This is a genomic window from Labedaea rhizosphaerae, assembly GCF_004362825.1.
Lineage (GTDB): Bacteria > Actinomycetota > Actinomycetes > Mycobacteriales > Pseudonocardiaceae > Labedaea > Labedaea rhizosphaerae.
Map to the genome: position 1 here is coordinate 177,443 of NZ_SNXZ01000009.1, position 14,569 is coordinate 192,011.

A 14,569-nucleotide genomic window follows, 5' to 3' on the forward strand; every position below is an offset into this window, starting at 1 on the left:
ATGATCATCATCACTGTGCATCAGGGACGAGATCCGTGCCATCCCAGACAAATCGCGCCGTGGTGACCGCGTCGTCGCCGTCGTCGCCGGTGATCAACTGGTGGATCGCGACGCCGCTGAGTTCGGCATAGGTGCACCACTCGTGGTCGGACGTCAGCACGAGGTCGAGGTCCAGCGCGGAGAGCAGCGCGAAGACCTGACCGCGGTTGTTCGTGTCGACGCCGACGAACACCTCGTCGAGCAGGATGACCCGCGGCGCCGTCGGCACCGCTTGGTAGTGCGCCGCCACGGCGGCGAACAGGGGCAGGTGCAAGGCGATGGCCTTTTCGCCGCCGGACAACGCACCGTGCAATTTCTTGGTGAGCAGTTGCCAGCCGGTGCCGTTCGCGCGATCGACCTTGACGACGAACTGGTGCCAGGTGGTGTAGTCGAACACCTGCGCCAGCTGCTGTTCCCAGCTTGCGGCGGTGTCGTCCGCCTTGGCCTGTTCGATCCGTTCGCGGAAGAACCGGTGCAGGGACTCGCGATCCGCGTCGTCGAGCCGGGTGGGATCTCGCAGCAGGAGCTCTCTGGCCTCCTTGGTGCCGGCGGGCAGGTCCGGCGCGACCTGCCAGACCAGCCGCACCGCCACCTTCGACGCGGTGCGGACCCGTTCGAGCCGGGCGTTCATCGCGTCGACCAGTTCGCCGGCCTGCCTGATCCGTGCCGCGAGGTGGCGGCGGGTGTCGCCGGTCAAGGTCTTGTCGAACAGCTCGCGTTCCCGGTCGGTGATGTCGTGCCTGCTTTGTTCGGCGTCCTGCTTGAGGATCGCGAGCAGTTCGGCGGCGCCGACCCGCACGCCGTCCACCACGGCGGTGAAGATCTGGATGTCCTCGTCGGTCTCCAGGTCGAGGTCGGCACGCGCGCTCAGCGACGTCCGGCATTCGTGCACCGACTCCGAAAGCCGGTGCACGGCGTCGCCGAGGTTGTTCTGTTCGTGGGGCACGGCCGGCCAGGCGGCGGCGATGAGCCGCGCCGCATCCAGGGCAGCGCGTACGCCCTCGGACGCCGTGAGGGTGGCGGTCACCCGGTCGAGGTCGGCGCACGCGCTGTCCACGAGAAGGGTCGTCGCCGCGAGGTGCCGGAATCGCCGTGCCGCACCGTCACGGGTGCTGGTTGCCTGGTCCCTGGCGCGCGCGTCGGCCTTGCTCCGTTCCGCGAGCACACCAGCCTGTCCGGCGAGGCCGGTGACCTTGTCACGCGCCGTCTTGAGCTCTCGGACGAGTGCTGTCGACCGCTCACGCAGTCCGCGCAGTTGGTCGAGCACCTCGCGGTAGTCCAAGCCGACTGCGCTGGCCACCACGTCGAGTTTCGCCGCGAGCCGGCGGTGGGCGCCCTCGGCCTCCTCGGCTTCCTCCTCCCGCTGCGTCGCGGCCGCGTCCGACCGCGTCGCCCGCGCTCCGGCGTCCCGGACGGTCTGCCGGGCGGCAACCAGCTCGCGGTGGCCATCGAGCCAGAGCTCGGCCTGCTCGCGGAAGGTTCCGACGGCTTGTTCGAGCGCGCTCAGCGCCGAGCGCTCGGCGGGGAGCTCGTGCTCGGCGGCGACGATCGTGAGCTCGCGCTGTGCGGCCTTGGCGCTGGACTCCCGCTGCGCCAAGGTGTCCAGGCGTTTGCGCACCGCGTTGTCCGCGACGGCCACAGTAGACTCGGCGTGCAGAAGCCGCTCCTGGGCCGCCTTGACCGGGTCGTGCGGTGGCCGGCGGGCGCGATCGCCGGCCAGCCTGGCCTCGCGTGCCTCAAGTTGGGCTTCGCGTTCGTCCAGTCCACCCAGGACGGTGTCGAGTTCGCTGACGGCTTGCCGCAGCTCGGCGATACGCCGCTGCCTCGCCCGCTCCCGGGCCGGCGCGCCGATGTGTTCGGCCTGCGCCTTGTGCCAGCTGCCCCGCAGGTTTCCCAGGCGCCAGGCGCCATCGGCGCCGATGGCCCCGGGATGGCCGTGCGGTGGGTGCTCGCCGAACGCGATCGCCGACAGCAGCCGGGTGACCACGGCCGATGTCACGGCCGTATCCGGCTCCGGCACCAGGACGTCGGACAACGACCGCCCAGGAGCCGCGGCCAGCGCCTCCGGTTCGGCGAAGATGTCGTGGCCGACCACTTCCCCGGACACCCCGACCCAGGCGTCCAGCAGACCTGCCGACTGCAAGGCGGCTTCGATCGTGGCCTGGGCGGCGTCCGGCACCGAGTCGCGGAAGCGGATCAACCGCCACAACGGTGCCCCGGCCATGGTGGTCCGGTCGGTCGTCCGCGTCGGCGGCGCCTGTGGTGGCAGCTCGCGCCGGTCGGCCAGCCTGGTCAGCTCGGCGGTGAGATGCTCGCGCTCGGCCAGCACCGTGGCGCGTCGCGTGGCGATGACCGTGCGATCGCGGACGAGTTCGCCTCGTACCCGCTCGCTGGCGGATTCGATGTGCGCGATCAGCTCCGTTTCGTCCTCGACGAGGTCGGCGAACAGGTCGAGGTCGGCGAACCGCAACTCCTGGCACCCGCTTGCCCACTCGCGCAAGGCAAACGTGAGTTCGTCCAGCGCCTGCTCGCACGCCTCGGCCGCCGCGACCCGGTCCTGTACCGCCTCGGCCAGCTCGTCGCGGGCGTCGTCGAGATCGGTCTCGGCCTGCTGACGGCGATCGACCGCCCTGTCGTGCTCCGCCAGCGCCTGTCGCACCAGAGCGATCTGCTGGAGGCGGCCGTGCACGGCCGCGCGCAGCAAGGGGCGCGACCTCTCGGGCTCGGTGTCCAGGGTCGCGAGGACCTCGCCCTGGACGCTGACGAGACCGGCCCTGGACGCCGCCTGGCGGGTGTCCTCGGCACGGTTGACGACGATCCGCTCCCGGGCGGCCAAGTGGCCCTCCGCAGCCCGTACCTGATCGGCATCATCCGCGGCCCGCGCCCGTTTGCCGGTCGCGTCGGCACGCAGGACGGCGGCGCGCTCGGCTTCCTTCTTCGTGTCCTGCCTGAGCTGGTCGAGTTCCCGGCCCTGTTGGTAGGCCTTGCTGTCGACGAGCCCGTCGATGCGCGCCCTCGTGTCCTCTTCTTCGTGGACCAGGTTTTCCACGAGCGTCTCGGTGGCGGCCTTCTCCTGCTCGACGCGCTCGAGGTCGTCGGCGGATCGGCGTGCCGACTTGGTGAGGTTGTCCAGCTCGGTGGTCGCCGAGATCAGCGCGGCGGACGCCGCCCGGAGCACCCGCTGCGCGTAGGTGCGTTGCCTGGTCGCCAAACCGCGCGCCGCCGCGACTTCCTCGTCCATCTTGGCCAGGCGCTCCCGCTGCCGGTCGAGCCGTTCGAAACCCTCGGCCAGATCGGCGATCTCCTGCTGCCCCAACGGAGGCAGGGCGCGGGAGAGCAATGTGGACAACAGCGCCGGGTCCAGCCGCTGCGAGAGCTTCGGGGTGCGCAGCTGCAGCAGGGCAGTGATCAACGCGTCGTAGCGCTGCTCGCTCAAGCCGGGGAAGAGCGTGGTGCGCACCGCGGCGCGGTAGTCGGTCGCGTTCGCGTGCAGGGTGCCCTGCTCGCCGAGCGCCTGTTCCAGGGCGCTCCTGGTCAGCGGTGTGCTCGCGTCGGTGACCAGCGACAGCCCGTCGGGCTCGCCGATGCGCAAGGTCGTCGTGAAGTAGTCGGCGTGCGCGGTGGTCGTGTGGTTGCTCGCCTGCAGGCGGGCACCGCAGGAGAACCACCCGTCAGGGTCGCCGGGACGCTGGAATTCCAACCACACGTAGCCGACCCTGGTGGTGCCGGAGGCGCCTTCCCCCATGAGGTTCCAGTGCATCGTGCGCTCGCCGGTGCCGAACGTCGACAGCCGGTTCGCTCGCAGGTTCGCGTCGAACAGGAACGGCAGCAGCAACTCCAGCGCCTTGGACTTGCCGGTTCCGTTCGGCCCGCGCAGCAGGAGCCTGCCCTGGTGGAATTCGAAAACCTCGTCGTAGTACCGCCAGACGTTGAGGATGCCCGCCCGCGACGGGATCCAGCGGTCGGCTCGGGCGGGCGCGGGCTCCGCGGCCCGGCGCGGCAGGTCGGTCACGGTCACGAAGTGCCCTCCCCTGGATCACTGGTCCGCGTGGCGTCCACGGCATACCTCCCGGCGGCGGGCAGCGGGTGCACCAGACCGTCGGCGACCCGGACGAGGCCGAACCCACGCAGAACGTCCAACGCCTCGGTCACGAGCGTGTGGATCCCGTTGTCACCGCGGTACCCCTTGGCCCAGCGGGGGAACTTGGCCAGCAACTCCCCCGCGATCACCCGCAGTTGCTCGATCGTCGTCACCGCATCGATGCGGTCCAGCAAGAGCAGCGCCGCGACCTTCGCGTTGCCGGCGCCATCCGGGAACCGGTGATCCGTGGCGATGGCGTCCGGGTCGACGAACATGACGCCCTCGGCACGTTCCTCGACGAGGAAGCCGCCCTCGCTCGCCGCCCGGCGCAGCAGCTGGCGTCCGGTCGGCGAGTTCAGGTAAGCCCGCTCGTCCCCGGTCAGGTCGTCGAGGTAGACGACCGGATCGTCGACGAGCCTGCGGAAGATCGAATGGCGCAGCCAGAGGTTTCGCTGGACCTCGGAGACCGGCGGAAGGTGACCGGATTGCTCGGGCGCGGCCCCGTAGCGCCGTTCGCGGGACACCGCCGACAGCAATTCGTCGAACCGCGCGGGAACCTCCTCGGCGGGTACGGCGAGCTGGGACACCCCGGTGGGCGCCGACAACAAGCGCATGAGCAAGGTGTTGTCGACACGGTAGAGCACCTTGGCCTCCACAGCGTCCACAAAGGACTCGGTGGCACCGTCCAATACTTCGATCGTGCCGAGGTGCTCCAGCACGCGCAGGGCGTCGACGAATGCCATGCGCTCGCCGCGGACCGCGGTGACGAAGTCCGCCACGACCGGGTCGGCCGCCGTGGCGCGTGCCACCCGGTCGGCGAGCAGCCCGATGGTGGTCACCGGCACGCTGAGCAACTCGGCCGCGGCCATGCACAGCAGGACGTAACGACGGCGATCGAACGGAGCTTGCCCGGACCGGCGGCGACGCAGCGGGCGACTCCCATCGGCCGTCGGCCGGACCTTGGCCAGCCGTGCGTACCCGAGGCGCGGCTCGACGGCCAGGTCCCATCCGCAGTAGTAGTCGAACCACTTCGTGATCGGTTCGCGCCGGCGGCGCACCAGGTCGAACTGCTCCGGCGCGCCGCGTTCGTGCAGCAGCGGGCTGACCAGCATGATCCTGATCCCCCGGGCGACCTCGTCCCGTTCGGCGATCACGAGCTGGTTGGACAGGTTGCTCATGGCGCTGCCCGCTTCCCGCGCGACTGAGCTACCCCGGACGCGCGGATCTCGATCTCGTAGTCGGGCCCGCTGAACCGGCCGCGCGGCGTGATCAGCTGGGCGATCGCCCCGTCGGCCGGGTGGCGCAGGATGATCTCGATCTTCCCGTCGGTGGTGGTCGCGCGACGGGTGCCGGACGACGTCGGGTTGCTGGCCAACGCTCGCCCGAGCAGTTCGAGGAGGCGTTCGAAGGTGCCGTGCTCGAGCCGTCCGAACGCCGAGAGGCGGACGGACCCGTGGGTGTCGAGCAGACTCCACGCCGCCTCGAGCTGGGCCCGCTCGGCGAGCGCGAGTTCCGCGCGAGCGGCCTTGATCGAGCCCACGTCACGAACCCGGCCGGTTCGGCTGAACCGCTCCGTCCGGCCCGACGACCGCAGCAGGGCCGACACCTCCACCGCCGGCGCGTCCGACCAGCTCGCCGACGTGCTCACCAGCTCCGGATCGGGGTGGCTCAGGTGTGCGTGGCGGGCCGGCGCCAGTCCGAACACCGTGGACCAGACCCGGTGCAGGTCGTCCTGGGCCGGTAGCACCGTGAACCACCGCGCGAGCTCGCGGAAGTCCGCCACCGCGCTGCTGGCTCGCCGGCGCGACTCGGTGATCCGATCGAGCACCTGCAGCAACGTGATGATCGCGCGCCGGGCCACCAGGTGCAGCTGCTCGACCCGCGGACGGGTGCCGTCCGCGGGGAGGAACCACGCACGCAGCCCCTCCCAACGGGCATGGCGGTGGGCGAGCCACTCCGGGCCGGGATCACCACCGCCAAGCCTCGGCAGGTCGGCGCCCATGAGCGCGCGGTGGTGCAGCACGCCCACCCCGTGCGCCTCGACCCGGCCGATCCGGGTCTCGATCGACCGCGTGCGCTGGTCCAGGTTGGTGAGGAACTCCTGCAGGTAGGCCACGGTGGCGGCTTTGACCTCGTGGAACGTCGACAGTTCGGCGCCGTCGGCACGCAGCAGCCGCTGCAACTCGCCGTTGAACTGCGTGGTGTTGGTCCGCAGCGCGTCGAGGTGCCCCTCGAGCTCCATCAGGGCGCTGAAGATCCGGCGGTCGGTGCCGGCGTCGTCGCCGAGCAGGGCGTCCAGGTCGCCGAGCCGGTCGGCGATCGCATCGAGCACGGCGGTCTGAAGCGCCCCGGCCGAGGTCAGCACGGACAGCGCGTGCAGGACGCCGGCGAACGCCGCTTCGCCCTGTCTGGTCAGGGAGTACTGAAGGTTGCGACGTTCGTACTCGCTCGCGGTGCGGTAGTTCTCCGCGTGGTTCTGGGTGACGTCGACCAGGTTCCACTCACGCAACTGGCTCAGGGCGGCGACGAGGTCGTCATCCTCGATCGCGTCGAGCCAGCCGACCGACCGGAGCCTGGCCCGCACGTCGTCCAAGCCCAGTGCGGTCTCGAGGCGTTCGTTCGCCTCACCGAAGGCCTGGAGGATGGCGATGTAGAGGCCCGCGCGGTCGCCGCTGGTGAACCGGAACATCTCCGGTGGCACGCGGATGGGCTCCACACGTCCTCCCCCTCTTTCGCTCCATCATCGCGGTGCGAACCGCGTCGCGAACGAGGCTCACCCAGGTGACCGGTAATTGTCCAGTTCCGCCATGAGGGTCTCGGCCACGCGCTCCTCGCTGACCGTCACGTCGTGCTCGCGCAGGTGACCGGCGAGATCCGGGTCCCAGGGCGCGTCCGTTACCCGCCCCACGCTCGGACCTGCGGGGCGCGGGCCCAGGGCGTCGAGGTAGTCGGATGCTCCCATGCGCCACGGGGTCGCCCCGGTCCGGGCGGCGACGTTGGCCGCGATGCGGATCCCCTCACCGTCGAAGTCGCCGTGGTAGCGAAGCCGGCACCCCGCCGAGGACAGCCCTTGGAGGAGCAGGACCACGGCACTGTTGGGCCACCCGGACGTGCACACGACCGGTGGGCACCGAGTGCCGAACCGGGCGAGCGCCACCGCGACGATGCTCGGGTTCTCGAACACCCAGACGGTCTCCGGCCAACCACCGGACCATTGCGCCGCACGTACGTGCGCGAGCGTCAACGCCGCCACGTGCCCGGCGTCAGCGCAGAGCCGGAGCATGTCGCTCACTAGGCCAGGCCCCGTCGGCCGCAGCCCCGCGACCAGCACCACCGAGGACAACTCGTCGTCGGCGACACCGGCCCGCTCCCACAGTCGGCGCCGCTCGACCACGTCGGCCGGCATCGGCACCTCGTAGATGGCGGCCAGCGCGCGCAGGACCAGAGTGGCGCAGCGGGTGCCGTCGTCGAGACCGTGCGAATCCCGCAGCGTCTGTTCGGCGAGCACCGGCAGTGGAACACCGGTGGCCGGCAGCTCCCCCAGAACCGTGAGCACCTGTTCGAGCAACGATCTGGTGCGCGCGACGGAGCCGCCGACCAGCCCCAGCTTGCGGACGAACCCGACCCAGTCGGCCAACACGGGCTGCCCGACCACGACGGGGTGTCCGGCCAGCCAAGCCCAGAGCTCGGCGCGATCGGCGATCGCGGCCGCACGCTGCCCGGCGCGGTCCTCGATCGGGCCCACCAGCCTGGTGACCACGTCGCGCAGTCCGTCGCCCGTTTCGGCGAGGACCTGATCGAGCTTGGCGACCGGCACCGTCACCGTCGCCGGTGGCAACCGGTCCATGCCGAGCAAGTCGGCCAGGGCCACCCGCTGGTCCTCGGTCAGCGGACCGACCCGGACCCGGGTGACCGGACGGCCGGACGACAACCGGGCGTGGGCGGCCTGCCACAGCGGGGCGAGCGAGGTTGCGAACTCTCGAATCGTTCCTCCAGGTCCACGATCGGCCGGACCCGACGATGGTTGCCTGCTCGTGCCCAGCCACGCAAGCCGGGTGGTGTTCGTAGGATCGCGGCATGTCCGAGGTGGTCGTTCGCCGGCTGGCGCCGGAATCCGCTGGGGATCGAGCCCTGATGGACTCGCTCAGCGCCCTGGTCAACGAGGTCTACGCCGAGGCCGAGCGCGGTCTCTGGCGCGACGGCGCGGATCGGACGAGCGCCGCCGAGCTCGCCGAGATGACCGCGGCCGGGCGGATCGTGGTGGCCACAGTGGACGGCGAGGTCGTCGGCTGCGTGCGCGTCGACCGCCTCGCCGAGGACCTGGGCGAGTTCGGCATGCTGGCCGCGGATCGCCGGTGCCGGGGTGCGGGCGTCGGGCGCGAGCTGATCCGGTTCGCCGAGCAGGCGAGCCTGGCCGAGGGCTGCGCGCGGATGCAGCTCGAGTTGCTGGTGCCGCGCGAGTGGAAACACCCCAGCAAGGAGTTCGTCGCAGCCTGGTACGAGCGGCTGGGCTACCGGCTCACGCACGTCGGCGAGCCGGCCGAGTACCTGCCGGAACTCGCACCGCTACTGGCCACGACGTGCGATTTCCGGCTCTACCACAAGGATCTCGGTCAGCGCGCCGGCTGATCCTGGACGAAGCCCCACACCGACTTGGCGCCGGCGTCGCCGACCCGGAAGCAGTGGATGCCGGTGCCGACCGCGACGGCCACGGTGAGCACCGCCACGACGATCGAGACGGGCATCAGCCAGGACGCCACCTGCCCCGTCGCGGCCGTCTGCGTGCCCGGGCCACCCGCGTCGATCGTGGTGAGCTGGCGCCGGCGCACGACCTCGAGAGCCATCAGAGCGGCGATCAGCACGAGCAGCGGCACGACCCAGTAGATCATCATGTCGCCCAGCCGCTCGTGCTCGGCGAGCTGGGGATTGGACGGGACGCGGCGGTCGAGGTTCTCGCCGCTCTCCGTCGTCAGCGGCACGACGATCGCGTCGACCACCGCGAACCCGAGCACCAGCCACCCGAACCGCCGTCGGGCGGCAGGCCACACCGCGATGACGATGGCCCCGAGCACCGCGAGCGGCACCAGCACCACCACCACGTGCACCAGCAGGGCATGCAGCGGTAGTCCGTTCACGAACTCGGGCATATCGGATCCTCCCGACTTGGCAGAGCAGCGGTCACCCGCTCACTACGCGTGGCGGTCGAGATCGGTTCAGCAGGTGCGCAGGAACCGGTCGAGCACCCGCACGCCGAACTTCAGCGCGTCCACCGGGACGCGTTCGTCGACGCCGTGGAAGAGCGCGCCGAAGTCGAGGTCGGCGGGCAGACGCAGTGGTGAGAAGCCGAAGCAGCGGATGCCGAGGGTGTGGAACGCCTTCGAGTCGGTGCCGCCGGAGAGCATGTACGGCAGGGTCGTCGCGCCAGGGTCCTCGGCGAGCAAGGCTTCGGTCATGGAGTCGACCAGCTCACCGTCGAACGTCGTCTCCACCGAGGGAAGGTGCGTGACCCACTCGCGCTCGATGTCGGGACCGAGGATCTCGTCGAGCTCCTGCTCGAAGGCCTCCTCGCGGCCCGGCAGCACCCGGCAGTCCACGACAGCCTCGGCCACCGACGGGATCACGTTGGCCTTGTAGCCGGCCGTGAGCATCGTCGGGTTGGCCGTGTCGCGGATGGTGGCGCCGACGATCCGGGCGATGCTCCCGAGCTTGGCGATCGACCCCTCCAGGTCGTCCTCGGGGAACTCGAGGCCCGTCAGCCGCCCGACCGCATCGAGGAATTCACGCACGCTGTCGGTGAGCACGATCGGGAACTTGTGCGCGCCCAGCCGCGCGACGGCCGCGGCCAGCTTCGTGACGGCGTTGTCGTCGTGGACCATCGAGCCATGCCCGGCGCGGCCGCGGGCGCGCAGCTTCATCCAGGCGATGCCCTTCTCGGCGGTCTCGATGGTGTAGGCGCGCACGTCCTCGCCGAGCGTGATGGAGAACCCGCCGACCTCGCCGATCGCTTCGGTCACGCCCTCGAAGAGCTCCGGCCGGTTCTTGACCAGCCACTGAGCGCCATAAGCCCCGCCGGCCTCCTCGTCGGCCACGAAGGCGAACACGAGGTCGCGGCGGGGCACCACGCCGTCCCGCTTGAACCGCCGCGCGATGGCCAAGGTCATCGCGACCATGTCCTTCATGTCGACCGCGCCGCGGCCCCACACGTAGCCGTCCTGGATGGCGCCGGAGAACGGGTGCACCGACCACTCGGAGGGATCGGCGGGGACGACGTCGAGGTGCCCGTGGATCAGCAACGCACCGCGCCCGGGCTCCGACCCGGCCAACCGGGCGAAGACGTTTCCCCGCCCCTCCCCACCCGACTCGACGTAGGTGGTCTCGTAGCCCACCTCAGCCAACTTGGCAGCCACGTATTCGGCGGCCGCCCGCTCGCCGACCGTCGTGGCCGGATCACCGGTGTTGCTGGTGTCGATCTGGATGAGTTCAGAGGTCAGAGCCACTGCCTCATCTTGGGCAAGCGTGGTGTCATGCGCGTCGGTCACTGGCACTTCCTATCACCCTGACCCCCGGTTGGGATGATCGCGGACCGTCGAGTACTCTGATCGCACCGCGACAGCAGCGGTAAGTCCGAGTGGCGGAATGGCAGACGCGCTAGCTTGAGGTGCTAGTGCCCGGTTAAGGGCGTGGGGGTTCAAGTCCCCCCTCGGACACATCATCGACTCTCTGACCAGCGGCTTTCCCTGCTTATTTGATCTTTCTTCAGTGAACTTGCTGGTCGCGGACATGGGGGTTCATAACCCACACGAATACGCGCATGCTTCCCTCGGCAATGATTGCCGCGCTCGGCCACCATGCGGATGAATATGGTCGGCTGCGGCCTGCGGGTCGTCGCGCTCCCAGACCCGGATCACCAACCAGTCAGCAGCACCCGGTCGGGCAGGTCCAGCCGCCACCGCCGCCTCGGCCGACCATCGGCGATCGAGTCACCACCACGCCGGGCCACCTCCCGCACCAGCTTACGGAATTGGCCAGGCTCCACACCCGTGAAACGGCCTGATCCAGTCCGACCGCGACGCCAAGATCACCTGCACCCAATCATGATCACTATCGCCGGTCGAGGTTGATCACCGACCATCTCAGCGACCGTTCGTTCGACGTTGTCCCGGCTGAACACCTTTCGATCTATCTGTTGACAGCCGAATCTAACAGCTTCGCCGAGCCGGACGCCCACCTTGCATCTTCCGTTTGCACACACCCACAACGAACCAACCCGCGCAACAAGTATGTCCAGCCGAATCTGTGTCCGGCTGTCTCTCCGGTCGACTTTCCACGCCGCCTCCAAACCGGCGAGAGGCGGAAGCAGGGTTGTTAGTCTCCTGGTAGCATTGCAAGCTGCGCTGAGGGCCCACTCTTGCCCGGGCAAGATATATCGTCGATGATCAACAGTCGTCGAAGTCGTTCCTGCAAAAGGGTTGCCAAATGGTCACCGGTTTAGCTTCTTTCTGTGAAAAGTCATGCTGTGACGAACGTCCGAGCATGCATCACATCTTTCGCCTTGGCCACGCATACCTCTTTTCCTTGTACATTACTCTGCGGATAACGCTGGTGATCCGACCGATTCCGAACGTTTCCGCGCTTCTTTCAAGAGATTGCGACTACCCGCACCGTCTTGTTCGGTCGGCCCGCCACCCGCTTCTCGGCGCGTTGCAGAGCGGCTCGAACTCGGTAAGCCGCTGATCCGCACATTTGCTGGGACCGCAACGCTCCGCTCGCCGTGACGGCCACCAGAGCTGTGGATCCTTGGCCCACCACAATGGATGTACTCGCGTTGTCGGTTGACAAGCTGGGCCGACACCAGCGCGCTGGAGCTGCCGCCGCCAAGGCGAGGCGGAGCCATATGATCGAGTAAAGCAGCCGGGAGTGGAGGACAGCGGTGGTGCAAGTGGGGCAAGACCGGTGGGTCGAGGTTTCGCCCTCCCAGTTCCCCCATGAGGGTGAGGGCCTTGCCCTGGTCCGCAAGGTCATGCCCGACGAGACACCGTTCCGTGCTTGGTCGAACTTCGAGTTCCGGGACTCCCATGGTCGCTGGCACGAGGTCGACTTGCTGCTGCTCGGGCGGGGCCGGCTGCACCTGATCGAGCTGAAGTACTACTCGGGAATCCTCCGCGGCGACGACCAGCGCTGGGCCCGTGATGGGCGACGTCCGGAGGATTCGCCGCTGAGGTTGGCTCGACGCAAGGCTCAGTACTTCGCGAGCAAGCTGCGTGACGAGCTGCAGGTCTGGGCCCGCGAACAGCGCGTCCGGATCCCCGACGAACGCGACGTGGTCCCGTTCGTCCAGGAGTCGGTGTTCCTCCATCACCCGGACCTCCGGTGCGCACTGCGCGAGTCGAGCGCCATCGGCCTGTACGGCCTGGATGGGCTCGAATCCACCAGTAACCTGCCGGGGATCTCCGAGCTGGTCCTCGAGGCCGCCGGCCGGCGCGCGATCGGCAGGAACCAGGAGCTGATCCTTGTGAAGCTCCTGGAACGTATCGGCCTGGTTCAGCGCCGCGAGCGCGAGGCCGGGTCGTGGGTGATCGAGGACCAGGCGATCGGTTCGGGGGAAAACTGGCAGGACTGGCTGGCCTCGCACAAGGTCGTCCCCACTGACCGGGCCCGGATTCGGTTCCGGGTGCTGCCGCCGACGGCGAACCAGCAGGAGAAGGCTGCGGCCAGTCAGATCGCCAAGCACGAGTTCGGGATCATGAACCGGCTCCAGCACGACGGCCTGCTGCGTCCCCGGGATGTCGTGGAATCCGAGCTCGGGGTCGGGCTGGTCTACCCCTACGACCCGGCCTGGCAGCGGCTGGACCTGTGGCTGGCCGGCCAAGAGAACGGCGTCCCGCTGGCGACCCAGCTGTCGATGATCCGGCAAATTGGTGAAGCGCTGCAGTACGCGCACAACAACCGGGTTGTACATCGGGGCCTGTCCCCGCTGGCGGTGTGGGTGCGGCCGGTGCCGGGGACCGCGCATGACGTCAAGGTGCGGGTCGGGGACTGGCAGGGCGCCGGATCGGTCGAGCCCGGTGCGGGCACTCGGGTCTCGGCGCGCGGAATCACCACCCTCTTCAGGGTCGGACAGCCGGACGACGACACGGGGCTGGCCGAGGTCTTCGTCGCCCCCGAGGGAGCGTGGAGCCCGGACGCCGACCGGATCCGGCTGGACGTATTCGGGCTCGGCGCGCTGGCTTTCTACCTATTGACCGGCGTCTCGCCCGCTGCCGGTGGGAACGCGCTCAAGCAGCGTCTGCGCGACCAGCAGGGCCTGGACTTGGCGGTCGAGCTGCCGCAGGTTTCATCGACGCTTCGCTCACTGGTCCTCAAGGCGACCCAGCCAGCGCCGAGCCAGCGCACCGCCGACATTCCCGCTGTTCTGGTTCAGCTCGCCATCGCGGAGCAGGATGCAGCGACGGACGGTGACGACGCCGACCCACTGGACGCTGTCCCGGGAACGGTCCTCGACGGACGCTTCCGGCTGATCCGTCGCCTCGGGCAGGGGTCGACGGCCGTCGGGCTGCTTGTCCACGACCAGCTCGCCGACGGCGTGGACGCCGAATGCGTGCTGAAGGTCGCCCTCGACACGGACGCCGCTATCCGCCTGGACGACGAGGCCGAAGCCCTCCTTCGGCTGGACTCGCCGCGGGTGGTCAAGCTGTTGGAGGATCGCCCGCTCGTCGTCGGGGGACGGCGGGCGCTGCTCCTGGAGAGCGCCGGGTCGCAGACCCTCACCGACGTGCTGCGCACCCGTACCCGGCTGTCCCTCGACCTGCTGGAGCGGTTCGGCACCGACCTGCTCGACGCCTTGGTCGCCGTCGACAAGGCGGGCATCGACCACCGCGACATCAAGCCGTCGAACCTCGGCGTGCGGGAGGGCCGCGGCGACCGCGCCAAGCATCTGGTGCTCTTCGACTTCTCGCTGACCCGGGCCGCGGCATCCGCCACCCAGGCCGGGACGCCGCCGTACCTCGACCCGTTCCTGGTCGGCACTCGCGACCGGTACGACTCGGCGGCCGAGCGGTATGCCGCGAGCGTCGTGCTATTCGAGATGGCGACGGGCAACGCGCCGGTCTACGGGGACGGCCAAGCCGACCCCGCTACGGTCCCGACGAGGCGTACATCGAGCCGGATCTGTTCGACCCAGCCCTCGCCGGAGCGCTGTCCTCCTTCTTCCGTACCGCGCTTGCCAGGGACTCCGCGGCTCGCCACCACACAGCCGAAGAGTTGCGGTCGGCCTGGCTGGCGATCTTCGCGCACGATGCGACGACCGAGCCGGACTCCACGAACGAAGAACTCGCCGCGAAGGCGTCGCTCACGACGCCGCTGCGGGACTCAGGGCTGACCGCCCGGGCCCTGTCCGCCCTCGAGCCGTACAAGCTCCAGACAGTCGGAGAATTGCTCACGGTCGACCCG

At 69.6% G+C, this 14,569-nt stretch carries 8 protein-coding genes, 1 tRNA gene and 1 pseudogene; 3 read left to right on the forward strand and 7 right to left on the reverse strand.

Translation table 11 applies throughout. The annotated features are described in order from the left end of the window. Nucleotides 1-10: 10 nt before the first annotated feature. Genes EV186_RS35830 through EV186_RS35845 form a run of 4 tightly spaced genes read right to left on the reverse strand, consistent with a single transcriptional unit; the run spans nt 11 to nt 8,051 of the window. Complete coding sequence (locus EV186_RS35830) at nt 11-4,057, reverse strand: TIGR02680 family protein (protein ID WP_133853958.1); 4,047 nt, start codon at nt 4,055-4,057, stop codon at nt 11-13. Then, nucleotides 4,054-5,298 carry a TIGR02678 family protein gene (locus tag EV186_RS35835; RefSeq protein WP_133853959.1) on the reverse strand — a complete coding sequence of 415 codons (1,245 nt, stop codon included), beginning with the start codon at nt 5,296-5,298 and terminating at the stop codon, nt 4,054-4,056. The genes EV186_RS35830 and EV186_RS35835 overlap by 4 nt, the downstream gene beginning before the upstream one ends. Further along, nucleotides 5,295-6,836 (reverse strand): TIGR02677 family protein, encoded by a 1,542-nt coding sequence (locus EV186_RS35840; protein ID WP_133853960.1) that lies wholly within the window; start codon nt 6,834-6,836, stop codon nt 5,295-5,297. Before EV186_RS35840 ends, EV186_RS35835 begins: the two co-directional genes overlap by 4 nt. A gap of 57 nt (nt 6,837-6,893) precedes the next feature. Next, nucleotides 6,894-8,051 carry a TIGR02679 family protein gene (locus EV186_RS35845; RefSeq protein ID WP_279538356.1) on the reverse strand — a complete coding sequence of 386 codons (1,158 nt, stop codon included), beginning with the start codon at nt 8,049-8,051 and terminating at the stop codon, nt 6,894-6,896. Nucleotides 8,052-8,197: 146 nt separating this feature from the next. On the opposite strand from EV186_RS35845, the gene EV186_RS35850 reads away from it, so the two are divergent. After that, a complete protein-coding gene (locus tag EV186_RS35850; RefSeq protein WP_133853962.1) occupies nt 8,198-8,749 on the forward strand; it encodes a GNAT family N-acetyltransferase in 552 nt (183 codons plus the stop codon). Here EV186_RS35850 and EV186_RS35855 read toward each other — a convergent pair. After that, nucleotides 8,734-9,267 carry a DUF2231 domain-containing protein gene (locus EV186_RS35855; protein ID WP_133853963.1) on the reverse strand — a complete coding sequence of 178 codons (534 nt, stop codon included), beginning with the start codon at nt 9,265-9,267 and terminating at the stop codon, nt 8,734-8,736. The genes EV186_RS35850 and EV186_RS35855 overlap by 16 nt on opposite strands. Before the next feature lie 66 nt (nt 9,268-9,333). Then, the gene (locus tag EV186_RS35860) at nt 9,334-10,659 is read right to left on the reverse strand and encodes a M20/M25/M40 family metallo-hydrolase (protein WP_133853964.1); all 1,326 of its coding nucleotides are present in this window, start codon (nt 10,657-10,659) and stop codon (nt 9,334-9,336) included. Between the two features lie 83 nt (nt 10,660-10,742). Here EV186_RS35860 and EV186_RS35865 point away from each other — a divergent pair. Then, nucleotides 10,743-10,827: transfer RNA gene (locus tag EV186_RS35865), tRNA-Leu, on the forward strand. 209 nt (nt 10,828-11,036) lie between these two features. Here EV186_RS35865 and EV186_RS35870 read toward each other — a convergent pair. Continuing rightward, nucleotides 11,037-11,208, reverse strand: a pseudogene (locus EV186_RS35870) (IS5/IS1182 family transposase); the annotation flags it as partial. 851 nt (nt 11,209-12,059) lie between these two features. On the opposite strand from EV186_RS35870, the gene EV186_RS35875 reads away from it, so the two are divergent. Beyond that, nucleotides 12,060-14,498, forward strand: a complete 2,439-nt coding sequence (locus EV186_RS35875) for a protein kinase domain-containing protein (protein ID WP_133853965.1) — start codon at nt 12,060-12,062, stop codon at nt 14,496-14,498. Nucleotides 14,499-14,569 lie beyond the last annotated feature (71 nt).

Bases quoted from the DNA above. Each gene is read 5' to 3' on its own strand.
- EV186_RS35835 (WP_133853959.1), bottom strand. From the start codon at position 5,298: ATGAGCAACCTGTCCAACCAGCTCGTGATCGCCGAACGGGACGAGGTC.
- EV186_RS35850 (WP_133853962.1), top strand. From the start codon at position 8,198: ATGTCCGAGGTGGTCGTTCGCCGGCTGGCGCCGGAATCCGCTGGGGAT.
- EV186_RS35855 (WP_133853963.1), bottom strand. From the start codon at position 9,267: ATGCCCGAGTTCGTGAACGGACTACCGCTGCATGCCCTGCTGGTGCAC.